Below are 22,971 nucleotides of genomic sequence, written 5' to 3'. Positions count from 1 at the left end.
ACTCAGACGTTTTTTTATAAAATAATGAGTAGCCAAATATAGAGACCTACCAGCGTTATAAAAAGGGTTGGTACAGTAAGAACGATTCCTACTTTAAAGTAGGTGCCCCAGGAAACTTTTACTCCTTTTCTAGAGAGCACATGCAGCCATATCAATGTGGCAAGCGACCCAATTGGAGTAATTTTTGGTCCAAGATCAGAGCCTATAACGTTAGCATAAATAAGAGCTTCACGCATAATTCCAGTTGTGGATGTTTCCGCAATGGCTAACGCATCAATCATGACTGTCGGAAGGTTATTCATTACTGAAGAAAGTATAGCAGCTATAAAGCCCATCGATATTGTTCCAACAAAAAGACCCTGGTCTGCTGCTGACTGTATCACATCCGCTAAAATCGACGTCATCCCGACGTTTTGTAGTCCGTAGACAACAACGTACATTCCAATTGAAAAGAAAACAATATTCCAAGGTGCTCCCTTAATAATTTTACCGGTTTCAATTGAAGGGCTTCTTCTAGCCATAATTAAGAAGAAAATCGAAATAACTCCCACTACAAAGGAAACAGGTACTCCAATAAATTCGCTAGAGAAGTAGCCTATCAGTAAGATCGCTAATACATACCAGGATAGCTTGAACATTTTCACATCTTTTACTGCTTCCATCGGACTCTTCAAATCAGCGGTGTCATAATTTTTGGGAATACTTTTTCGGAAGAATAAATAAAGCACGATGATACTAGCTACCAATGAAAATAAGTTAGGCACAATCATTCTGGATGCATACTCCACAAATCCAATTCCGAAAAAGTCAGCAGATACAATGTTGACTAGATTACTTATGACAAATGGAAGTGACGTAGTATCTGCTATAAATCCACTCGCCATGATAAACGGAAAAACCATTTTTTCATTGAAGTTCAAGTTGCGTACCATCGCTAGAACAATTGGAGTTAAAATTAGTGCAGCTCCGTCATTCGCAAATAATGCGGAAACTACCGCACCTAAAATTGTTACAAAGATAAACATTCTTACTCCATTACCCTTTGCAGCCCTCGCTACATGGAGTGCGGACCACTCAAAAAATCCTATTTCATCTAAAATTAAAGAAATAATGATGATTCCTATAAACGCAAGAGTCGCATTCCATACAATACTCGTCACATCAAGTACATCGTGTACATCTACTACCCCTACTAGAAGAGCTACTAACGCTCCCCCACACGCAGACCAGCCAATGGATAAGTTTCTAGGCTGTAATATAACTAATGCGAGAGTGATAATAAAAATGATAATTGCTAATACAGTTGAAACCATAAAAACCCTCCACTACGAACGAATCAAATAATATTACTATAATCGGTTGAGTGGATATAGTAAATAGGTGCCTTCAACTTGTTGCCTATACTCTCACTTTATTCTGATGGATGCTGAGCGCTTTAAATAGTTCGGGTAAGCAACAAATGGTCATTCAATAGTTTGATTCTATTGAAGCAATAAATTAACACAAATAACTAGAGTTAACTAGAAATAAACAAAAAAAACTATAAACAACTTACAAAATTGTTTACAGTCTAATGTCTGTCTTCCCCATTACTAGAGTATAGGGAAAGCAATTAATTTATTCGAATCGTTGCCTCTTTTGTTAGGCTGTTGCTCATATCTGCATATAAAACAAATACGCGAGCAAGCTCCTTTAATCGAGCATGGACATCTTTATCAATGATTTTGTTGTTTTCATCAAAGTGACTCGTTTGCGTGTACACGTAGTTTGGAGTAACTAAGCATTTAAAATAATCTAGAATAGGCTTCAACTGGTTTTCAACCACTAGATGATGCTGAAATGTACCTCCGTTGGCTACGATTGAAACCGGCTTGTAACGCATAGATTTTGGATGCAAGAAGTCGAAGGTATTTTTTAATACGCCTGGAATAGATCCTTGAAAAATAGGCGTCGCAAAAATAAACCCGTCTGCTTGATCAAATTTACTAACCAATAGCTTCATATCATCGTTATATTGTTGAAATGGTCGCCCGTCCACAAATTGATGCTCATAATTAGAAAGCTTGATGATTTCCAATGTATAGTCTTTATTGATTTCTTCTATATATTCTTTCACTTGTTCTAATAATACACCTGTTTTTGTTCCGATAATTGTTCCGTCCACCAATAGAATTTTCACCTTAACAGAACCTCCTTTTTTCGTTCTTATTATATCAAAAAAATAGCTCCATTTTAGTAGAAAAGTTCCTGTTTGATGAAGTTCATCCTTTTGACTGAAATAGCTCCCTTCTGGGCTACACCCAGTATTATCCCTTTAAATACGGGATTACCTAGTTTAATGCAGTATATGCACTTCTTGCATGAACGACAATAGCATCTTTCTTACTTATCCTTTTTTTCCTTATCTACAAAAATACCTTCTCTTTTCTCCCAATTAAAAAGCTCTTCTCTAGAAATAGACTGCTCTTCCTTCACTTCGATTTGTTTAGCCTTTAAAATATCTATGTTTTGATAAATATTCACCTTATTCTTCTGATCATGAACGGCGTAATGATACATAGCAAAGGCGAGCTGGCGTCCTTCGACTGCCCTCATCTTTTTAAAGGGACCTGTCAGCACTGGGTTTAACACTTTAAATAAACCTTCGGATAGACGTTCGCCTAATCTAAATTCCTCTCTCCCACCTATTATTAGAGATGGTTTAAATATGGAGAGACTCGGCATGTTTAGTGCTATTAACTCTTCCTCTAGTTTGCCCTTTACCTGACTATAGAAAAAAGGAGACTTTTTGTTTGAACCAACTGCAGAAATAACATGAAAATTAGGTATACCTCTCTTTTTTGCTAGGGAAGCAATCTGTAGAGGGTACTCAAAATCCACTTTTTGAAAATTTTCTTTCGACTTAGCTTTTTTTATCGTAGTCCCTAAACAACAAAACAAGTCATCTGCAATATCTAGATCCTTTTCCTCCAGTTGCTCAAAATCCTTTACTCTTACGTCAAGCTTTGGATGATTAAAATCGGGTTTCCTTCTAGCAATAATTGAAATTGCTGTATATTCATCACTCTCACAGAGCTGCTTCACTAAAAATTGACCTGTAAAGCCCGTCGCTCCAACTACTATAGCTGTTCTTTTAGTCACTTTTATACCTCCTCTTAAATGTAGTCATCACTTTCCTAGCCAAATTGTCATATCCCCCTGCCCGTCCCCATACAATAGAAGGAATATGTCTGAAAGGAAGATGATGAAATTTGAAACTTGCTTATTTATTAAACACGCTGCCTCATCGTGGATTGTATCCTGCCGATCGTGCAAATAGCCTTCTTTCTGCAATGAAGATGAAGGAAAATAAAGTTTTTGTTCCTTCTTCTAATACAAGCCTCATTTACTACTTAGAAAAAAAGCAGATTAAACCTTTCTTGTATAAAACAAATGCTCAATTAGTAGCAGAGATGGACTCCTTCCAGCCGGATTGTATCATTCATGATAGTGGTAATTCTGAAAAAGATCTTATTAAAAGATTAAAAAAGGATAACCGATGCCTGGTTCATTTTGATGATCATGGAGATGGCGGATTACTCGCTGATATTGTCTTTCAGGCACTCTATGAAACTCCTAAAGAAGTTTCCAAGGAGAATTATGTATATGGGCCAACTGGCTACATTCCTGTACACAAGATCGTTTATAAAAATAATAACATGCCGGACTTGCCTCCGCATATAGTTGTCGCTTTTCCACATGAGGATCCCGAAAACTTAACGTACCGAACACTTCGGCATCTAGTACAGCTCCATATTCCATTGCGCATCAGTGTACTTGTGAATGATCAATATAAGCATGATGTAACGGAGCTAAAACGTTTCGCTCTCACAAGGAAATCTATCGGCATTATTAAAACGAATGAACCGGAAATTTATATTCCATTAAGCGATATCGTGATTAGCTCGGGATCCTATGTGCCTTATTTAGTTTCACAATTCCAGGTACCATGTATTGTCCTATGTGCGCATGAGGAAGAGGTTAACTACGGTTTTCCTACTGAGAAGCATGGTTTTACAAATCTGGGACTTGGAAGAAAGATAAAACAATCCTACTTGCAAAATGCAATAATGGAAATCATTCTTCACGAGAATCGCAAAAATGCCTACAAATATAAACAAAAGCAGCTAGATTTTAGCAATCACCTTACAGATGTAGTGGAACTCATAGAACAATTGATAGTCTCCAAAAAAGAGGAAGAAGAAATTGCGCATTAAGTTAATTTTTGTGCTACAATGAAGCAAAAAGCTGAAGGTGAACATTCATGACAAAACAACAGCTGCAGACACAAATTGCTGAGTTAAAAATGGACTATATTCGATTACAAGGTGACATGGAAAAGCTTGAATCAAATGGACATCCTACTCAAGTCGAGAATGCTGAGCGTAGACTAGCACAAATGGAAGAAGACCTTGCTAAACTAAACAAACAGCTCGCTGAACTGTAAAACGTATTTTTCTGTTTGCAGATAGGGGAAAGAGACGTATGGAAACCCGTCCTTTGGTAGGGTTGGAGTATGTTAACTGCCCCGTCTGTAATCTTTGCGATGCTTTTTTAAGCAAAGATACAGAGAAAATTATCGTTTTATCAGTTTTGCGAGCTTTCTTTTTGGAGGAAAAAATCATATGTTAAACGTAGTAAATTTGGGACATACATTCGGTGATCGTACATTATTTAAAGAGGTTTCATTTCGCTTAGTTGAGGGCGAACACGTAGGGCTAGTTGGGGCAAATGGTGTTGGAAAATCAACATTGATGAGCATTTTAACGGGAGAGATTATATATGACGAGGGTCGAGTAGAATGGCTTCCAGGTACGCATTATGGATATTTAGATCAGCATACACGCTTACAGCCAGGGCGTTCCATGTTTGATACACTTCGTGATGCCTTCTTACCTCTTTATAAAAAGGAAGAAGAGCTTAACGAGATTATTGGAAAAATGGGTGATGCTACACCTGAAGAGCTTGAAGTGTTACTCGAACAAATGGCAGAAATTCAAGATGCACTGGATGCTGGAGACTTCTATTCACTAGATATGAAGATCGAAGAGGTTGCTAGAGGACTTGGTCTAGATGCAATCGGACTAGACCGTCCAGTAGAGGCATTATCCGGTGGTCAGCGTACAAAGGTTTTACTTGCCAAGCTTTTATTGGAAAAGCCAAAAGTTCTTTTACTAGATGAGCCTACTAACTATTTAGATGAAGAGCATGTAAATTGGTTATCCAACTATCTTAAAAACTATCCACATGCATTCTTATTAATTTCTCATGATACAGAATTCATGAATGGAATTGTAGATGTCATTTTCCATTTAGAATTCTCGAAGCTTACACGCTACACAGCTTCCTATGAAAAATTCTTAGAGCTTGCGGAGCTAAATAAAAGACAGCATCTGGACGCTTATGAAAAACAACAGGATTTCATCAAAAAACAAGAGGAATTCATCGCTAAAAACAAAGCACGCTACTCTACAACTGGACGAGCTAAGTCTCGCCAAAAACAATTGGATCGCATTGAGCGTATTGACCGTCCTGAGACTGCAGCGAAGCCAGAGTTCGGCTTTAAGGAGTCTCGTAGCTCTGGGCGTTATGTCATTGAAGCGGAGCATTTAGAGATTGGTTACGACAAAGCACTTCTTCCCCCTTTAACGTTTACGATAGAGCGCGGAGAGAAAATTGCCCTTGTAGGGATGAATGGTATTGGTAAATCTACCTTACTAAAAACCATGCTAGGGAAAATCCCTCCAATTGGTGGAAAAGTAATCCGAGGCGACTTCCTCTTCCCTTCTTACTTTGAACAAGAAGTAAAAGCTGGTAACATTACACCAATTGAGTCTGTATGGGAAACTTATCCAAGCATGGAGCAAAGCCAGGTTCGAGCAGCATTGGCACGCACCGGACTTAAAAGTGAACACATTACTCGCCCTCTTTCCAGTTTAAGTGGTGGTGAGCAAGCGAAGGTTCGTTTATGTAAGCTAATGATGGAAGAAAGTAATTGGCTAATTTTCGATGAGCCAACTAACCATTTAGATATTCATGCAAAAGAAGAGTTGAAACGTGCAATGAAGGAATTCAAAGGCACAATTGTTCTTGTCAGCCATGAGCCTGAATTTTATGAGGGCTTAGCGACAAAGGTTTGGAACGTTGAAGAATGGTTCTCTACAGGGAAAGAAATTATTGAAGAGTAAAACTTTAACCTGATAAACATTAAAAAGCTGATCGTGAGAAGTATCGCGATCAGCTTTTTTGCATATTCTTTTGACTGGAAACGTTAGTTATTTCCCATATCGACAGTTAACTCTAAGTCTATCTCTTTTTTCATAGCATGCCATTTTGCTTGATATTTGGCTTTTGGAACCCCAAGATTTTGTTCATAACGGCACATCCAACAAGAACAATGAACCTTGCCTTTGTTAAACTTACCTCTTACGGGCAGAAATTTTTCTTCGTTGTCGTCCCAATTAAAAACGTTTCTTACGATTCCTATCTTTTTTTGAATGGCTCGCTCTCGCTGATGGCGAGTGTAAGATTTCGAACGATTTTTCATATTGTATCAGCTCCCTTGAGAAACCCGAGCTTGCAAGGTGCTTCAAGGAATGGCAATAGCGCACCCTACAAGCTCGGCATGTAGCTGAACAATTGGATTATATAATTCATAGTGTCTTACCCCTCTATTTTTTTACAATAATAGCATATCTCAAAGCAGAACACTAACAGCTATTTCTATAGCATATTGCATAGAAATTTTTTTGTTCATCGTGTATAAAGTTATAAAAGAGATTATTATTTAAGGAGATTAATACAGTGAAAACCAATGCTCTATTTTATAAAATACAAAAAAGAACTGTGACCACTAAGGACTATGTGAATTGGTCCCATAACTTATTAGCAAACGATATATCATCACCATCCGTAAATATAGTTTCTTCCATCTCATATAATGAGAGTATTTTCGAAGTGGAAGTTTATTTCAAAAGGGCTTTACAAGAGTTATCAATACAAGCACCAACCATTGAAACATGTACAAGAGATTATTTAGGTTATTTAGCAGCTAAAATACTAGAGGCTAATAGTCATTCTGCGATATTTGATTTAGCTTACATGATGTATCGGATTATTGCATCTGATTTAGATTATCCGGACGATTTGATGGAGTGGTATGAAGTAAGTGAGCTCATCGATCAGCTGCGCTATAGCGTTGAACCTACTGAGCTTAATGAAGAAGAAGTAATATCAAGGATTAAAATTGAGGCTAGCAATTATCCCGTTGAGCAAAATGTTCATACTTCCCAATCTACTAACAAAGACTAATTAAAATAGAAAAACGAACTTGGGTTTGCTATTCCAAGCTCGTTACCTTTTTATAAATATAAAGTACGTGTCTTATCGTTCTTCCCATTGAAGTCGCAGACTACTGCTACAAGCGTCACAAATTAAAAGATCATAATAATCGCCGCTTTTGTCATCGATTTCATTCAATTGAATTTATTGCCTAACTAAAAAAATACTAAAACGTGAAACCTTCATCAAGATTTCACGTCCTTATTTATACATATTTTACGCAAAAGCTAATGATTCTTTTGCTAGATCGTCATTCATAATCATTTCTTTTAGACGTTGTTTTGCTCGGAATAAGCGTGATTTTACAGTTCCTATAGACACTTTCATAACCTCTGCAATTTCATTTAGTGAAAATTGATGTACATAGAAATACATGACAGTCTTTTGATAAATAGCATCTAGTTCAGAAATCTTAGTGCGGACAATTTCACAAACGTCTTCTTTTTCTAGCTGCTCCTCTACTGATAAAACATCTGAAGCAATGAGGTCCAGCAATGAAATATCTAACTGATCAGGTTGATTTGCAACGTATTTACTGCGTCTTACTTGCTTACGGTAACGGTCGCGGAATGTATTCATACAAATAGTTGTTAACCATGCTTTTACGTGGTCTACTTCCTTCATATAAGACTCGTACCTTACAACTTTCATCCATACCTCTTGCATTAAATCTTCTGCTTCTACAGGGTTTTTAGTCAGTTTCAGACATAGGTAGTATATGTAACGGTTATATTCTTCATATATATTCTCAATTGTAATTTGCATTTTTAATATCCTCCGGTTGGCTTTTCTTATAACTATATAATGCCAAATCCTAACCTTACCCTCCATCGGATTCTCTTTCAGAAAAATTACAAACGTGTAAGAAACAAGAAAGGTATCATGTAGTAAAGTACGCATCAACCAACCTACACTATCTACTAGCGGCCAAAGCCAACCACTAACTTCCTAGGAGGAATATAATTTTGGAAAATGGAAAATTAATAACTTGGGAACCAATACAAAACAATCCATTTGACCGTTTTAAAGAACCAATGGACTTAGTATCCATGCATTATGATTTTGAAAAATTCGAATTAACATTCGCAACATGTACACTCAACAACCCTGTACAGGAATTTAAATTCACATATAAGCAAGACGAGAATTATTTTTATCCAGTTCGTCATTTTCGCATTTTGGAAGAACATATAAGATCGGATTTGGAAAACCTTTTTGGTGAAATTTACAAGGAAAGAAAAGACGCTGCTTTGCCAAATCACTTGTACGATTCTACTTTTTACAAAATAGAAAATTCAAGTTTTGAATCCTGGTATAAAAGTATTGACGGTAGTCTTCCGTTACCAGAAGATTCTACTCTTGAACATCACTTATATGTAACAGGCAATCATTTTATTGATGTATTAAGTGAAGTACAACCCACAATTACTAAAATAAAATAGATAATATAACCACTGTATACTTTTAGTTCGATCTATTGCATTGTCTTCTATAAAAAACCAATTAAAAATGGCACCTAAATAAAAAAACACAAGAGAATTTAATCCTCTTGTGTTTCGGTAGTATCTTCCTCTGAATCCTTTGTAATCGTTACTCGTACAATTCTATTGCGATCCATTTCGTTTATTTCTATATACAGGTTTTCAAAACGGAACTTTTCATTTTCTTCTGGTACATGACCGAGCTGTTCTAAAACGAGACCACCTATTGTATCATTTTCTGTTTCAATAGAAAGCTCGAACATTTCATTTAGGTCTTCAATTTCAAAACGTCCGGAGCATACCAGATGGTTTTGCGATTGTTCAAACAGAAGGATTTCTTCATCCTCATCCGTCTCATCCTCAATTTCTTGGCCAATCATTTCTTCTATTAAATCTTCATGCGTAACAATACCAAGTGTACCCCCGTATTCATCTAAAACGATGGCCATATGCTTCTTCTTGTTGAGCATCAACTTAAATACTTTTTCTACACTTAATGTTTGTACGACAAACAATGGTTCTTTATCAACAATTTCCTCTAGCGTAAGTGACGGTTCTATAGACCATTCTATTAGCATTCTCGAATAGAACATCCCAACAATCGTGTCTAAGCTCTCTTCATATATAGGATAGCGCGTATATGAGTGTTCTAAAATGATATCTCTTACTTCTTCGTAAGTAGCTTCTATTGGGATACCTACCACGTCTGTTCTATGTGTACAAAGAACATCCGAGACATCCTTATTTGGAAAGTCCAGAATTCCTCTAATTCTCTCCGACTCCTCTACCTCAAACGTACCATCACTTGAAGCAAGATCCACCATGGAAAGCAATTCTTCCTTCGTAATCATGGTTTCTTTTACTGCCCCATTAGATCCTATTCTGATGAGCATATTTGTAAATTCTGAAATCAAGATAGTAATAGGACGAAGAATTGCGACTAAGAAACGTATAAATGGTGCTACTATGTAAACAATCGTTTCAGAAAATGTTGCTGCAATGGTTTTCGGCAATACCTCACAAAATAATATTATAAATGCTGCCACAACTACAACGGACCAACCAATATGCCAATCATAGTGGTCTGCTATTAATATAGCTAATAACGTCATAGATGTATTAGCTACCGTGTTACCAATGAGAATCGTTATAATCATTCGGTCCGGCTTCATTAGCTGAGCAAGTAATTTAACTGCAGCAACCTCCCCTTGCTCTGCTTTCAGCTGGACCTTTGTCCTATTTACTGTCATTAAGGCTGTTTCACTTCCGGAAAGGAAAAAGGAAGCTACAATGGAAACAGCTAAAAGTACAAATTCTATGTACAATTTAAAATCCTCCTATTTATTCACGTTCATATATTTTAATTATAAATATAGCATACCGCGATTTAAGTTGTCGCAAAATTAACACAACTCCAAAAAACTAAGCGTAAGACTTTCCAAAGAAAAGGAATACTCTATCATTATACTCTATAATTATTTTTCCATGCCAATTAATGACCAAAAAATCACTCTCTATACTAGTAATTTAAAATTACTAGTATAGAGAGTGATTAAAGGCTAAGGAGAATCATGCATATATAGTTGCACCTAGATACACAAATGAAAGGCTTCCTATTCAAGTTACTTGTCTTTTAAATCGAAAAGTTAGATAACCCAAAATGGTTAGAATAATGCCTAAAGCCAGAGAGATATATAAACCTGTATTAAATGTAAAACCAGAATTAAATGTACGGGTAGCTATTTCTCCAGTGATAATTCTATGGATATCTGTATATACAAAAGGATTAAATTCAGAAGCAAGAATGTTCATCCCAATATAAGTGATCGCCCCTGACAAAACCATGGAAAGGCTCGCATTTTTTGTCAAAAGGGCAAATAAGAAATAGATCGAGTACATAAAGAATGAAAAAGCGATTAAGAATATGAAGACCTTCCAAAAATACTCTTGGAATTCTATAAAGTGAAATTGGTCTTCTCTAGCATTCAAGGAGTTACCAAAAATACTTGTTGATTTTGTGCCTTCATATACAAGGATTGGATTTTTCAAACTACCTAACCCTTTGGTGAAGAGGCTACAAACTAATGGTATTGCTAACATAAGGAGAGAAAAGATTAGTAGATACATGTATCCACTAATATATTTTGCGAAAAATAGTTTCATTCTAGAATAAGGCAATACTCTATAGAAATTCAGGCCCCTCTTCTTCTTGGTTGTTTCTGATGCAATGCTATTCCCAAAAATAAAGCAACCAATCAATACAACTGCAGGAATATAAAACAGCTGAATAAGTTGAACTAAGAAGGAAAAGCCTTCTTGACCATACCTTTTGGTCATAGTTTGATACTGTTCCAAAGACGTCCCAGTAAAATCATCATAGATTGTCGCAAGAAGAGGCTGAGATGTCATATTTTGAACAAAAGGCTTACTGTCAATATCCTTTAGCAGCTTTAATTCCTCGTAAGTGGCTCTTAATGTAAAATGAGAGACCAATTGTTCCTCAATGCCGTATGTTGCAGCCTCTGGATCTTCCACAAATATCTGTAAACTATCAATATCTTTTTCATGTAAGAACATCCAATCTTCTTGCTCATAGGCTTCTATCATTTTTTCATAGTTGGCAATGGACTCTAAATAGCGACTAATAAATGAATCCATCTCTTCCGCTTTTGCGGTATCTCCTGCCTCGATGGCCTTGTCTTTTTCTACTCTAGATTCATTTGCGAAATTTGTGAACATCTCAGGATAACTTTCTAGCCTGGTTATATTTCCTTCCTGAATCTCTTCAGCAACCGCATAGTTAAAGATATAAAGACCAACGGCAGCTAGAAAGGAGAGGAAAATCGAAACTAATGTCGTTTTCTTTTTAAGTACCTTTTTAGACTCAAATAAAAATCCTCTCAACTAAGTTCCTCTCCTTTTACTCATATATATAGCAACCAGGATTAAAATGACCGATACTCCTAATAAGAAACTTGCTCCAAAAAGTACCTTAGTTTTATCATTCAACACAGCGAGATCAATCATACCGTATGTAAATGGGTTTACCTGATAGACAAAACCATTCACCAATACGATGTAGTTCCCGATGTGTAAAAAGATGACAAGTAAATAACTTATGATTGTATTCCTTACTAAAAAACCCGTGAGAGTGATTAAGGCGACGGAAAAAATCATATAGACGAAACTATAGGAAATCGCTTCTTGGAGGTAATTGCCGGATGTAAGAAAATTTCCTTCGGTTGTAGTCAATGGATAAGAAAAACCATTTTCCATGTTGTCAGTAAATAGATAAGGAAGTAAAAAAGAAGTCAAAAACACGATGGACATCCAAAGTACACCTAATACAAAAAAGCTAACGAACTTATTCATTAAATAATAGGGTCTCGACAAGGGTAAAACATATACCATATGTATGTTTTTCTCCTCAAACTCTCTCGTAATGGATGTCCCAAGAATCAGTAAGAGAACCAAAAATCCAAAAGGATTTAATAGGAGAGAAACTACATTTTTCATAAAGAGGGATGTCTGAATGGAAAGGTTCAAATCCTCCTTTGGCAGTCCTTCCTTTAACAGCTCTTCATTGAGCGAAATAGTATCCAACATGTCTGCCTTACTCTGTCTGAAGTCACCATTCATATCTTGATAAGCGATCGCAGATTGATAGACTTTAATTTCTGTTGCCAATTCTACTTCCCATTTTTTGTCTTGTGCAGCTTGAATGAGTTCAGTTATTTCATCATATAAGTTTAGGGCAGCGTTTAATTTATTCTCCGCTTCTGGATCTGAGTCTGTTTCTAGTTCCTGTCTGTTTCGCTCGATTTCCTGAAACACATTGCCTCTATGTTCGGAGAATTGCTGTACCTTAGTGGCTACAACCAAATCTTGCTGAAGAACATTCCGAGTATATAATCCACAAATAAATAACACAGTTAAGAGAATGAAGATGGTAAATGCCTTTGCATGGAGTATTTTCTTGATCTCAAATAGGAATATTTTCACATTGAGCTCCTCACAGTCCAAATAATTCTTCATATAGTTTTTCTGAACCCGTTATTTCCTTTTCGATGTCGTAGATTTCTACTTGGTGTTCCTGAAGAATGCTTATTACTGTGGATAAGGACTGCTCTTTTAACTCAAATTTGAGTTTGTCGTGTTGTTCGCTGACTAAAAAGCCATTTTTACTAAGACAGGACTTCCCCTTTTGAGAATCCGACAAAGTGAGATAATAGGTAATGGATTCGTGGTCTGCCATATTGACTTGGAGTATTTTTTTGTCTTTTAAAAATAGGATTTGTTTGGTCACACGGTCTATTTCCGCAAGATTATGGGAGGAAAGAATAATAGTTGTACCCTTCTCTGCCAACTCTAGCAATATCTTTCGCATGAGAATGGCACTTGTCGGATCTAAACCATTTAATGGCTCGTCCAATAATAATAGCTTGGGCTTATTCACCAAAGCCATAGCTAGCAATAGGTGCTGCTTCATACCAAGAGAATAATTCCCCACTACCTTTTTTACATAATTGGTCATGCCCACATATTCCGCTACTTCATTTATTCGAGTTTTACTTATTTTATTTACCTCACATATGTATTTTAAGTGATCATAGCCTGTTAAATATTCGAACAGCACAGAATTGTCTTGTAGATAAGCAACCTCTTTGAACACTTTATAATCTTTATTTGATTTACCGACCAATTCTACGCTTCCTGAACTAGCGGAAAGTATGTTAGTAATAACATTTAAGAAAGTAGTTTTTCCCACTCCATTTGGTCCAACTAAGGCCCAAATTCCCGGCGAATCGATGGTTAAACTAATATCATCTAGTACTTTTTGTTTCTTATAACTTTTTGAAAGATTTTTAATCGCTAATCTAAACATTCTTTTCAATCCTCCTCCATAAATTACAGAATATTCCTTATTTTTAATCAATATAACATTATAAACTATATTTTTCAAATAAAGGTATGACATATATTTTTACGTTATAAAAAAAAGTCAAAACCCTATTAAATCAGGGTTTTGACTTTTTTCTTCTGTGGCTAAAAATGATAATCATCTTCCGAAATAACCATTTCCTTCGGGTCATACGGTTCAATGTGGACAAATGTAACGGCCTCACTGTTAAGAGATTGTATATGTTGTTCAATTTTATTAGAAATATCATGCGATCGGCGAACGTTTAAGTTTGGATTAACACTAATGGTTATATCAATTAGCATCATACCGCCATGTTGACGACCTCGAATTTCAGTAATTTCACGTACTTGTGGCATTCTTTCTATATCTGCACGGATTTTAGCTAAAAATTTACTGTCAAAGCCATCTGTTAATAAATATACAGCCTCTTTAAATATATCAATTGCAGTCTTAATAATTATAATACCGATGATAAAAGCTGTTATTGTATCAATAATCGGGAAGCCAATTATTGCTGCTACAATCCCAACAGCCGTTCCGATACTTACAAAAGCATCGGACCTATTATCAAAAGCAGCGGCCTTTACGGCTGTACTTTTAATCCTTTCAGCCAAATTGTAGTTATATTTGTAGACACCAAACATAATGACTGCGCTTATTAGGGCGACAAATATTGTTAGTATGTCGGGGGTTACTTCCACAGGATTAGTCATACTCTTTACCGCAGATATCAATACCTCGATTCCAACGTATATCATAATAAAGGAAGCAATTAGCGAGGCTATTGTTTCGGCACGAAAGTGGCCGTATCGGTGGTCATCATCTGGTGGTCGCTGTGAAATACGTAACCCGATTAACACTGCAACAGAAGCAATGATGTCTGTCGTATTATTAAGACCATCTGCCCTTAAGGCTTCTGAATTCCCTAGATATCCTGCTGTTAGTTTAAAAATACTTAGGACAATATAAGTCACTATCGATAAGTAAGCACCTTTTTCACCGGCGCGCAAGTTTGTGTAAAGCTCCAAAATGTTTCCCCTCCGCAACTTCCCTTAAAACACGAAAGAGGCTACCCATTGCCAACTGACAAATGGGTAACCTCTATACTGAGTTTTTTTATTATATCATTCATTTGATCTTAAAGAAAGATTTATACCGAACAGATTAGTAATTTAACTAGTCACTCTTCTAACTTTTATATCGCTTCTATATCAAAGTCTAATCGCTATTCCTCCACTTGTACGATGACATTAACTACCGAGGCATCATGGTCTTTGATACGTAGTGGTGCAGTGAAGGCAGAAATAAGTCTTTTGCCTATTAAAGGTTCAGGATTAATGTCTTCGTAAATAAGCATGGTCGGTTCTTTGTACCTTTCATGGTCTAAGAAAGCATGGTGGACGAAATAGCCATTCTCTTTTGCTTCTGTTAAGTTTTCAATGCTTAGCGTATCAATAGCGACTGCTTTACAGTTCGGCAATTTTGTCCGAATATATTCGGCTGCTTCTGGTGAGACAGTCGGAAAGTTATTAGCATATATTTCAAAGTCAGTCCCGCGGTGTTTCCAGTTTCCTGTATTAAAGATAAGAATATCAGCAGTCTTAAGATCTTCATATTTTTCAAGTAGCTCAATTGTTATAAAACCATTAGGGCCAACTGGACAATCAATTAATAGTGGATTTTCGTAAATGAAGTCTTCAATTGGAATAGCATCTATTCCCTTCCCATTATTTAAATGGTGATAAGGTGCATCTACATGGGTACCAGCATGAAGATACATGCTAAGAACGCTACCGTTCCAATCATCCCCTTTTTCCAAACGCTCTCTTGGCTCTAATTTAACTTCTGGTAAACCGGGATAAACAGGCATCCCTTCATAGATTGGATAACCAATTTCAACATATTTCTTCATTCCTATCCACTCCCTCTATCATTTTGATTTTTTTTGTAATAGCCTATCTTCTATTTGAGTTAATCGTAGTTAGTATTCTTTATACATAAGCTAAAAACCTTTATAATTTACATAGTGATTAATTCGTTAATCTCTATATTTAACAAACTTTTCTAATGATTTAGTTACCTTGAAATTGTGATATACTATTTTTACTAAACTATCTTTGGAAAGAAGGATAAATCTATGAGCCAAATAACTAATTTAGATAACTATTTTGCAGAAAAAAGAGAACAACATTTAGAAGAATTAAAAAAATTCCTTAGCATACCAAGTATTTCTTCCTTGTCAGAGCACAAAGCGGATATGCAAAAAGGTGCAGAATGGCTTGCAAACTCCTTTAAACAAGCGGGACTAGAAAATATTGTAATTGATGAAACGAAAGGTCATCCCGTAGTATATGCTGACTGGTTACATGCGGAAGACAAGCCAACGGTACTGATCTATGGACATTATGATGTTCAGCCTGTAGATCCATTAAACCTTTGGGAATCAGAGCCATTCAAGCCTGAGGTACGTGATAATAAGCTATATGCTCGTGGTGCCAGTGACGATAAAGGACAAGTTTTCATGCATGTCAAAGCTGTGGAAGCACTTCTCCAATTAGAAGGTTCACTACCAGTTAACGTGAAGTTTCTAATAGAAGGTGAAGAAGAGGTTGGTAGCCCTAACTTAGAGGAGTATATCGAGAATAATAAAGAAAAGCTGGCAGCAGATGTAATCGTTATTTCTGATACAGGAATGCAGGGACCTGGACAGCCTGCTGTATGCTACGGTCTACGCGGCCTATGTGGTGTACAAATTGATGTAAAAGGAGCTAAGGGTGACCTTCACTCTGGGCTTTATGGTGGAGGAGTACAAAACTCTATCCATGCATTAGTTTCTATTCTCGAATCTTTCCGCAGCGCAGAAGGTACAATCGAAGTGGAAGGCTTCTACGACAATGTTCGTCCATTAATGGATGAAGAACGTGAAGCATATGCGGCACTTGGCTTTAATGAAGAGGAATTAAAACAAGAGGTCGGTGTAGATGAGTTATTTGGAGAAAAGGGTTATACACATTTAGAACGAGTTTGGGCTCGTCCAACTCTTGAAATTAACGGGGTATTTGGTGGTTTTTCTGGGGAAGGCATTAAAACGGTTTTACCTAGCGAGGCAGGAGCTAAAATTACTTGTCGCTTAGTACCAGACCAAGATCCAGATGAAATAGTTGAAAAGCTGAAGGCTCATATTGAAAAGCATAAACCTGCAGGCGTGACCGTAACAGTAACTGAATTTGATAAAGGTAAACCTTTCATCACTCCTTTCGACCATCCGGCTATCCAGGCTGCAGGACGTAGCTATGAAAAAGTATATGCTGTCCCAACGGCTTATACACGCGGTGGTGGATCAATCCCAATCGTAGCAGCATTTGATGAAATTCTTGGACTTCCAGTAGTATTAATGGGCTTTGGATTATCCACTGAAAACTTCCATGCTCCTAATGAGCATTTCCATCTAGAAAATTTTGATAAAGGATTACGAGTTATTGGTGATTACTATAGTGAACTCGCTAGCCTATCAAAAGATGAATTAAAAAAATAAACAATAAAGCACATGAAGTCTTTTAGATTCATGTGCTTTTTATTATGTAATTACTGTATAATTCTTACAACAAGAGTTAATATTCCAATGAAAAGGTGGAGATGAATGAAAGACCAAGTGATCAAACTCATCACTAGAAAAGTTGTTACTACTCTTATCACTGTCATGCTTTTTGCTTTAAGCTTTTCTTCTTATGGCCTGATTGGCAACGATTCTCTTTCACCATATGATCGTGGAGAAGAATTTATCGGCTGGGCTATTCTAATATTTTACTACGGTGGTATCATCATTTTTATATACGGGACAGCCGTTTCTATTGTTTTAGAATTAATGCTAAGAAAAATATTACCCAAGTATAATTGGTTATATATTTTGTTACATGGCTTATTTGGTGGTATTTTCTTATTCCAGGATCTAGACATACTATTTTTAGGAATAGTTCCGGCCTTCCTATACGGCCTAGTGGATAGATGGCTATACACTCAAAATATGGATGGTCGCCATATTAAATTCGGACTTCTTATTCCGGTTGCCCTTACTCTAATACTATGGGGAAGTTTCTCCCTTTCATCTGAAACTCGGCCCCCTTTTACTAGTGAAGACGCGATTGAACGTGCAACATCTGGAGAAGATACTATTTCTAGTAACTTTCCAAAGGATAAAAAGAAATGGAATGGGGAAATTGAAGGCTTTCAGGTATCTAGAAAGTCCTCTGCAAGAAAAAGAGGTGATCATGAGTATATTGTTACCTTCACAGAAAGCTGGGAAAAGGGGTATTTGAACGGAACTTACAAAATTCATTATATAGTTGATCGAAACACAGTATCTCTTCATAGTGAAAGCGGCCTAGTTCCCCCCTACTATAAAAAATAAGGCAAGCAACATCAGGGATTCCCCTCTTTTTGCTTGCCTTTTGCATTTTATTTTTGATTTCCAAAGAATGTTACAACTTCATCAATACTCTTACGTGGTTTTGGTTGAGGTGCTTCATTGTAATAACCGACCTGGAACATGCTGATAATACGTTCTCCAGATTGAACTCCTAAAGCTTCACGGAACTTTGGATTGTCTAGGAATCCTGGTGTCTTCCAGCATGATCCAATACCTTTTTCCCAAGCTAGAAGTTGGATGTTCTGCACAAGCATACTAGCTGCTGCATAATCCTCTAAACGTTCCTTTTGACGTGCATCTTCCGGAACAATGACAAATAGGTATGCTCCAGGATTTTTAAATTTTTGCATTTGCTTCTCTAGAGCATCCTCTGAAAGCTCTTTCCATTTTGGAATGCCATATTCTTTTAGCAGCTCATGCAATTCTGTTAAACCTTCTTCGCCGCATGCTGCGATAAAACGCCATGGCTGTCTCATCTGATGATTTGGAGCCCAAAGAGCATCCTCCATAATAGATACTAATGTATCTCGATCAACTAGCTCTCCATTAAATAATTTAATAGATCTTCTTTGGATAATTGCGTCACGTACTGATAATGATTGTTCCGTCATATTAACACCCTCTTAATTGTCAGTCTTTTTTATCCTTCTAATCATACCAATTTCTATGAAACTTTAAAAGTCTTCCGTTACTACTAGAATTATGTATGCAGCAGGTATACTTAGTGTAAAATATAGTATAAATAGGAAACATTACAAATGTTATTTTGAGGTGATCTGTTGGTTCTCTACTGGATTTTCAGCTATTTTGTCGGCAACATTCTTACAGCCTGGTGGATTGGCAAATGGAAGAAAACTGATCTTCGGCACATGAGAAGTGGGAACCTCGGTGCTAGAAATGCAGGCGCTGTTCTAGGTAAGACTGCCTTCATCTTAACCTTTCTTGGAGATGCTTTAAAAGGGATTCTCGTACTTTATATTGGACATTATTTAAATTTTTCGATTTTGGTTATTTCGATTGCAGCATTCTTCGTCATCATAGGGCACCTATATCCTATTTGGTTAAAAGGAAAAGGAAGCAAAGGAATAGCTACGTTCATTGGGGTATCATTAGCACTTAATCCATTTTTATTTGGAATGCTAGCTATTATTTTTTTATTTTTCTTAGGTCTTTCCAGAAGTGCAACCTTAAGCATGATTTTCGCCTTCTGTGCATATGGTGTTTTATGCTTAGTTATACCTGAATACCGAGAGCTTGCCCCCTTGTCTCTAGCTATTGCCATTATTCTTTTCCGTCATCGGTTTGATATAGTTGATTCCTGGAATGAACGTTGGTGGAGCAAGTCAAAAGAAACTAACAACTAGTCAATATAACACTTACATTTGAATATGCTACATTATTATCGTAAATATATATAGATAGGATGTACAGAATGATTCCACATAAAATTGCATGGGTTATTGATAGCAGCGCATATATAAATAATTATTTACAAGAACATCCCGATGTCTTTACAGTTCCGATTAATATACATTTCGGTACGGAGCAGTTTGTAGATGGTGTAGACTTAACGTCTGATCAGTTATACGAACGAATTCGTAATGGTGCGGATTCTATAAAAACCTCCCAGCCATCAGCAGGTGAGTTTGCTCAGCTTTACTCGAAGTTAAGTAAAGAGTACGAATCCATCATCGCCATACATGTATCAAATAGTTTAAGCGGGACCCTTTCATCGTCTGTTGCCGGAGCACAAATTGCTCAAGTGCAAGTAGATTGTATAGACTCCCTATCACTTTCTGCTGGAATTACTGGTTTAGTTGAAAAGGGTATTAAACTACAACATGAGGGACTGCCCTATACCGAAATAGTGGAACACCTAAAATCAGAGGCTACTAAGTTTAAAAACTACATCTTAATCGGTAATCTTACTCAGCTATATAAAGGTGGACGTTTAAGTAGCGCCCAATTTTACTTAGGCAGTCTCTTAAAAATAAAACCAGTTATCCAAATAAATAATATGGGACAGCTACAGGAGCTAGATAAGGTACGCTCCCATAAAAGAGCAATTCAATATTTAGTGGATAAAGTTGTAGACTCTGTTGAAAATGATGGTATCGAGACTGTTTATATTATGCATGCCAACGCTCTTGGGCAAGCGGAAAGCTTAAAAGAAACTATTTTGCTTTCTTGTCCAATTTTAGATGTAACCATAGGTGAGATAAGCACCTCTCTTGCAGTACATGCAGGTGAGGATACAATAGCAGTCCTATGGTATTTGCCTTAAGTAAGAAAGACATTTTAAACATCAATGCTCCCGAGTAGGTTCGGGAGCTTTTATTGTTCTGGTATGCGTAATTTACTTAAAAATCATCCTTTACATGAAAGAATACATACTTCGTATTAGGGGTGTACGCATAGGAATCCTGATATTCCCAATATCTATTTCTACTGTTGTTTGTATGAGCATTCACGTACGGCACCCCGTCTTCAACCCTTGTAACAATTGTAGAATGATCCCACCTTCCATCCCCTTGGAAATCATAAAAGATTAAATCTCCTATTGTTAGCTGGCTTGCGGAATTAACCTGTGTTGCCTGCAATCCAATTGTAGATCCAGCTAAGTACCACCGTAACGAATGGGGTGTCGTCCAGCTTAAGCTCCATGAATTGTTACTTAACCACCACCCTTTTTCCCTATTTGCCTGCCCTCTCATAGGGGCCCCGCCTGCCAATAAACATTGTGAAATATAATTTGTACAATCCACATCAAATATAGGGAAATTAGGATTATAGCTGTTCCACCATTGATCCGCATAATGAATGGCAGCGTTTCTATTATATTTTGCCATTTTTACCACCTCCTCCTATCTTGTTTATATGTATTTAAGAAGAATATATGCTAGTATGAAGTTAACTGAACAATCTTTTATCTTTTATTCTATATTTTTGGGAAAGGAAGTTGGCTGATGCGACAACATGCAGAAAAGGAAATCTTAGTGCCGACTTTGCTCTGCGATGATAAGGGAAATTTAAATCCGAAGGCAATTGGATTCGCTAGAAGACCTATAATTGAAAGTAATCTTAAAGGTCACTATATGCGAAAGAAAAAATGGAATTATTGGTGCATCTTTGGAGATGAAGTCTTATTTTCAGTAACTATTAGTCATTTAGATTATGCTGCTGTCTGTTTTGTTTATTTCCTAAATTATGAGACGCAACGCTTTGTCGAAAGAACGGTAACTATTCCTTTAGGTACAAAGGTGAAAATGCCAACTAATGTACTGGAAAGCGTTCGATTACAGTCTGAGGAAATGTCCATTCAGCTCCTATATCTTCAAAACGAAACTCATATGACAGTTACAGTTCCAGATTTTGATGGAGAAGTTTTGCATGCTGATTTGGTTATTTCTCATCCACCAGATGAGGATTCTTTAAATGTGGTTATTCCATGGAACCGAACTCAATTCCAATTTACTGCGAAGCATCACCTCCTTCCTGCTAAAGGCTTTGTGAAGATGGGTAGTTCCTCTTATTCCTTTCAAGGCGAAGATAACTTTGCAGTACTCGACTATGGAAGAGGCGTTTGGCCTCGCGAGGCAATTTGGAACTGGGGCTTTGCATCTCAACGTGTAGGGGCAAGAAAAATTGGGCTTAACTTTGGAGGTAAATGGACAGATGGCACTGGGATGACAGAAAATGCTGTTATTGTAGACGGTCATTTGTCAAAGATTCATGAGGATTTAGTGTTTCAGTATCAAAATACTGATTTCATGGTCCCTTGGAAAATTAAGACTAAGTTTTCTAAAGACGTTGATCTCACCTTCACTCCTTTCTTCCATCGAGTAGCGAAGACAGATGTTAAGTTGGTTTCCTCGGAAGTAAATCAGATGATGGGGTATTATAATGGCAAGATTCATTTAGAAGACGGAACTATTCTAACGATCCAGCAGATGTTAGGATGTATTGAAGAGCACAAGGCTAAATGGTAAAAAACTTTTCTTTCAGATCAAAAAAGTAGACCATTTTATTTTAAGTAGTTCAGCTAATGGAGAAAACTCGAGCTATCCATAGTAATAACATTTAAATAATAACAAATAAAAACGCTTGGACATATCCAAGCGTTTTTATAGTGATTTATTGAACTTCGTTTGCTAGTTTAATTAATTCATCAATTTCTAATTTGTATTCTCCTAATTCAGTTGTATTACCATTAATAAAGTAAATATATCGAGCAAGAAACCCATCTTCTGTTTCCCACCATAAAGATTGGGAAGTTTCCCCCTCTTCATAAAATGCGAGTACACCATTTTCAAGTTTGTATTCTGTCATGTTATCATTAGATACTTTTTCGGGTTTTTCTAATACTTTACTGAGGATATAGTTGATTTGTTGAGTAGTTTCAATGTTACGATAATGAAAAATAAATTGATGAAGGAAGTCTGGAGCTTCTAAATCAATATTCGTAGAAACATCATTTACTTCAAAAGGAAATTGTGTAGGTTCTTTAAATTCATACCTAATTGTGTCAACCTTCAGCTCGGGATTCTGGTTGCAAGCATTTAAGAAAACAAAAGCAGAACATAGTAAAATTAATAATTTTATTTTCATTTTTTCTCCTTTTCATTAAGATGGAAGTATCTACGATTTTATCATATAATTCACTTTTTATTATTAAGAAAAAATAGAGACTGGGACAAAACCATCCTCTTAAATGAAAAAGCCGATGAAATTTTACAATAAGTAAAATTTCACCGGCTTTA

24 protein-coding genes are annotated in these 22,971 nt (G+C 36.5%); 10 read left to right on the top strand and 14 right to left on the bottom strand.

The features are described from left to right. Positions 1-14 precede the first annotated feature (14 nt). From HF876_RS14955 to HF876_RS14945, 3 genes are all read right to left on the bottom strand, one after another. Entirely contained in the window at positions 15-1,313 is a 1,299-nt protein-coding gene (locus HF876_RS14955) for an arsenic transporter (RefSeq protein ID WP_169360855.1), read from the bottom strand. Positions 1,314-1,612: 299 nt separating this feature from the next. Next, positions 1,613-2,179: an NADPH-dependent FMN reductase gene (locus HF876_RS14950; protein ID WP_169360854.1), complete on the bottom strand. Its 567-nt coding sequence runs from the start codon at positions 2,177-2,179 to the stop codon at positions 1,613-1,615. 203 nt (positions 2,180-2,382) lie between these two features. After that, the gene (locus HF876_RS14945) at positions 2,383-3,141 is read right to left on the bottom strand and encodes an NAD-dependent epimerase/dehydratase family protein (protein ID WP_169360853.1); all 759 of its coding nucleotides are present in this window, start codon (positions 3,139-3,141) and stop codon (positions 2,383-2,385) included. Positions 3,142-3,251: 110 nt separating this feature from the next. On the opposite strand from HF876_RS14945, the gene HF876_RS14940 reads away from it, so the two are divergent. The 3 genes from HF876_RS14940 (at position 3,252) to HF876_RS14930 (ending at position 6,227) form a co-directional block, all read left to right on the top strand. Further along, positions 3,252-4,256 (top strand): hypothetical protein, encoded by a 1,005-nt coding sequence (locus HF876_RS14940; RefSeq protein WP_169360852.1) that lies wholly within the window; start codon positions 3,252-3,254, stop codon positions 4,254-4,256. Between the two features lie 47 nt (positions 4,257-4,303). Continuing rightward, positions 4,304-4,486: an SE1832 family protein gene (locus HF876_RS14935; protein WP_169360851.1), complete on the top strand. Its 183-nt coding sequence runs from the start codon at positions 4,304-4,306 to the stop codon at positions 4,484-4,486. A gap of 178 nt (positions 4,487-4,664) precedes the next feature. Next, the gene (locus HF876_RS14930) at positions 4,665-6,227 is read left to right on the top strand and encodes an ABC-F family ATP-binding cassette domain-containing protein (protein ID WP_169360850.1); all 1,563 of its coding nucleotides are present in this window, start codon (positions 4,665-4,667) and stop codon (positions 6,225-6,227) included. Positions 6,228-6,310: 83 nt separating this feature from the next. Here the strand turns inward: HF876_RS14930 and HF876_RS14925 are convergent, their stop codons facing one another. Further along, positions 6,311-6,586: a hypothetical protein gene (locus HF876_RS14925; protein WP_169360849.1), complete on the bottom strand. Its 276-nt coding sequence runs from the start codon at positions 6,584-6,586 to the stop codon at positions 6,311-6,313. A gap of 257 nt (positions 6,587-6,843) precedes the next feature. On the opposite strand from HF876_RS14925, the gene HF876_RS14920 reads away from it, so the two are divergent. Then, complete coding sequence (locus HF876_RS14920) at positions 6,844-7,350, top strand: hypothetical protein (RefSeq protein WP_169360848.1); 507 nt, start codon at positions 6,844-6,846, stop codon at positions 7,348-7,350. Between the two features lie 246 nt (positions 7,351-7,596). Here the strand turns inward: HF876_RS14920 and HF876_RS14915 are convergent, their stop codons facing one another. After that, on the bottom strand, positions 7,597-8,145 hold the full coding sequence (locus tag HF876_RS14915; protein ID WP_169360847.1) for an RNA polymerase sigma factor: 549 nt from the start codon (positions 8,143-8,145) through the stop codon (positions 7,597-7,599). Positions 8,146-8,345: 200 nt separating this feature from the next. Here HF876_RS14915 and HF876_RS14910 point away from each other — a divergent pair, with 200 nt between their 5' ends. Next, positions 8,346-8,822, top strand: a complete 477-nt coding sequence (locus HF876_RS14910; RefSeq protein WP_169360846.1) for a hypothetical protein — start codon at positions 8,346-8,348, stop codon at positions 8,820-8,822. Positions 8,823-8,920: 98 nt separating this feature from the next. Here the strand turns inward: HF876_RS14910 and HF876_RS14905 are convergent, their stop codons facing one another. The 6 genes from HF876_RS14905 to HF876_RS14880 form a co-directional block, all read right to left on the bottom strand. Further along, the gene (locus HF876_RS14905) at positions 8,921-10,186 is read right to left on the bottom strand and encodes a hemolysin family protein (RefSeq protein ID WP_240949787.1); all 1,266 of its coding nucleotides are present in this window, start codon (positions 10,184-10,186) and stop codon (positions 8,921-8,923) included. Positions 10,187-10,478: 292 nt separating this feature from the next. Continuing rightward, the gene (locus tag HF876_RS14900) at positions 10,479-11,765 is read right to left on the bottom strand and encodes an ABC-2 family transporter permease (protein WP_169360845.1); all 1,287 of its coding nucleotides are present in this window, start codon (positions 11,763-11,765) and stop codon (positions 10,479-10,481) included. Then, positions 11,766-12,863, bottom strand: a complete 1,098-nt coding sequence (locus HF876_RS14895) for an ABC transporter permease subunit (protein ID WP_169360844.1) — start codon at positions 12,861-12,863, stop codon at positions 11,766-11,768. A 10-nt stretch (positions 12,864-12,873) separates the two neighbouring features. Further along, on the bottom strand, positions 12,874-13,746 hold the full coding sequence (locus HF876_RS14890) for an ABC transporter ATP-binding protein (RefSeq protein ID WP_169360843.1): 873 nt from the start codon (positions 13,744-13,746) through the stop codon (positions 12,874-12,876). Positions 13,747-13,907: 161 nt separating this feature from the next. After that, positions 13,908-14,813 (bottom strand): cation diffusion facilitator family transporter, encoded by a 906-nt coding sequence (locus tag HF876_RS14885; RefSeq protein WP_169360842.1) that lies wholly within the window; start codon positions 14,811-14,813, stop codon positions 13,908-13,910. Positions 14,814-15,010: 197 nt separating this feature from the next. Next, positions 15,011-15,697: a cyclase family protein gene (locus HF876_RS14880; RefSeq protein WP_169360841.1), complete on the bottom strand. Its 687-nt coding sequence runs from the start codon at positions 15,695-15,697 to the stop codon at positions 15,011-15,013. A 225-nt stretch (positions 15,698-15,922) separates the two neighbouring features. Here HF876_RS14880 and HF876_RS14875 point away from each other — a divergent pair, with 225 nt between their 5' ends. Together HF876_RS14875 and HF876_RS14870 are read left to right on the top strand one after the other, a co-directional pair. After that, positions 15,923-17,320 carry a dipeptidase gene (locus HF876_RS14875; protein WP_169360840.1) on the top strand — a complete coding sequence of 466 codons (1,398 nt, stop codon included), beginning with the start codon at positions 15,923-15,925 and terminating at the stop codon, positions 17,318-17,320. Positions 17,321-17,425: 105 nt separating this feature from the next. Continuing rightward, entirely contained in the window at positions 17,426-18,193 is a 768-nt protein-coding gene (locus HF876_RS14870) for a hypothetical protein (RefSeq protein ID WP_169360839.1), read from the top strand. 47 nt (positions 18,194-18,240) lie between these two features. On the opposite strand, the gene HF876_RS14865 is transcribed toward HF876_RS14870, so the two are convergent. Next, a complete protein-coding gene (locus HF876_RS14865; protein ID WP_169360838.1) occupies positions 18,241-18,822 on the bottom strand; it encodes a nitroreductase family protein in 582 nt (193 codons plus the stop codon). A 168-nt stretch (positions 18,823-18,990) separates the two neighbouring features. On the opposite strand from HF876_RS14865, the gene HF876_RS14860 reads away from it, so the two are divergent. Then, positions 18,991-19,575: a glycerol-3-phosphate acyltransferase gene (locus HF876_RS14860; protein ID WP_169360837.1), complete on the top strand. Its 585-nt coding sequence runs from the start codon at positions 18,991-18,993 to the stop codon at positions 19,573-19,575. A 68-nt stretch (positions 19,576-19,643) separates the two neighbouring features. Further along, complete coding sequence (locus tag HF876_RS14855; protein WP_169360836.1) at positions 19,644-20,495, top strand: DegV family protein; 852 nt, start codon at positions 19,644-19,646, stop codon at positions 20,493-20,495. A gap of 76 nt (positions 20,496-20,571) precedes the next feature. Here the strand turns inward: HF876_RS14855 and HF876_RS14850 are convergent, their stop codons facing one another. Next, on the bottom strand, positions 20,572-21,060 hold the full coding sequence (locus tag HF876_RS14850; RefSeq protein ID WP_169360835.1) for an amidase domain-containing protein: 489 nt from the start codon (positions 21,058-21,060) through the stop codon (positions 20,572-20,574). 117 nt (positions 21,061-21,177) lie between these two features. On the opposite strand from HF876_RS14850, the gene HF876_RS14845 reads away from it, so the two are divergent. Beyond that, positions 21,178-22,200, top strand: a complete 1,023-nt coding sequence (locus tag HF876_RS14845) for a DUF2804 domain-containing protein (protein ID WP_169360834.1) — start codon at positions 21,178-21,180, stop codon at positions 22,198-22,200. Between the two features lie 145 nt (positions 22,201-22,345). Here HF876_RS14845 and HF876_RS14840 read toward each other — a convergent pair whose 3' ends face one another. Beyond that, positions 22,346-22,819: a hypothetical protein gene (locus tag HF876_RS14840; protein WP_169360833.1), complete on the bottom strand. Its 474-nt coding sequence runs from the start codon at positions 22,817-22,819 to the stop codon at positions 22,346-22,348. Between the last annotated feature and the right edge of the window lie 152 nt (positions 22,820-22,971).

Source organism: Psychrobacillus sp. BL-248-WT-3 (assembly GCF_012843435.1).
Taxonomy (GTDB): domain Bacteria; phylum Bacillota; class Bacilli; order Bacillales_A; family Planococcaceae; genus Psychrobacillus.
Note: the sequence above shows the minus strand (reverse complement) of the source record. Positions and strands in the feature narration are given on the sequence as shown.

Bases quoted from the DNA above. Each gene is read 5' to 3' on its own strand.
- HF876_RS14870 (WP_169360839.1), top strand. From the start codon at position 17,426: ATGAAAGACCAAGTGATCAAACTCATCACTAGAAAAGTTGTTACTACT.
- HF876_RS14935 (WP_169360851.1), top strand. From the start codon at position 4,304: ATGACAAAACAACAGCTGCAGACACAAATTGCTGAGTTAAAAATGGAC.
- HF876_RS14855 (WP_169360836.1), top strand. From the start codon at position 19,644: ATGATTCCACATAAAATTGCATGGGTTATTGATAGCAGCGCATATATA.
- HF876_RS14925 (WP_169360849.1), bottom strand. From the start codon at position 6,586: ATGAAAAATCGTTCGAAATCTTACACTCGCCATCAGCGAGAGCGAGCC.
- HF876_RS14845 (WP_169360834.1), top strand. From the start codon at position 21,178: ATGCGACAACATGCAGAAAAGGAAATCTTAGTGCCGACTTTGCTCTGC.
- HF876_RS14955 (WP_169360855.1), bottom strand. From the start codon at position 1,313: ATGGTTTCAACTGTATTAGCAATTATCATTTTTATTATCACTCTCGCA.
- HF876_RS14880 (WP_169360841.1), bottom strand. From the start codon at position 15,697: ATGAAGAAATATGTTGAAATTGGTTATCCAATCTATGAAGGGATGCCT.
- HF876_RS14930 (WP_169360850.1), top strand. From the start codon at position 4,665: ATGTTAAACGTAGTAAATTTGGGACATACATTCGGTGATCGTACATTA.
- HF876_RS14840 (WP_169360833.1), bottom strand. From the start codon at position 22,819: ATGAAAATAAAATTATTAATTTTACTATGTTCTGCTTTTGTTTTCTTA.
- HF876_RS14915 (WP_169360847.1), bottom strand. From the start codon at position 8,145: ATGCAAATTACAATTGAGAATATATATGAAGAATATAACCGTTACATA.
- HF876_RS14850 (WP_169360835.1), bottom strand. From the start codon at position 21,060: ATGGCAAAATATAATAGAAACGCTGCCATTCATTATGCGGATCAATGG.
- HF876_RS14890 (WP_169360843.1), bottom strand. From the start codon at position 13,746: ATGTTTAGATTAGCGATTAAAAATCTTTCAAAAAGTTATAAGAAACAA.
- HF876_RS14865 (WP_169360838.1), bottom strand. From the start codon at position 18,822: ATGACGGAACAATCATTATCAGTACGTGACGCAATTATCCAAAGAAGA.
- HF876_RS14875 (WP_169360840.1), top strand. From the start codon at position 15,923: ATGAGCCAAATAACTAATTTAGATAACTATTTTGCAGAAAAAAGAGAA.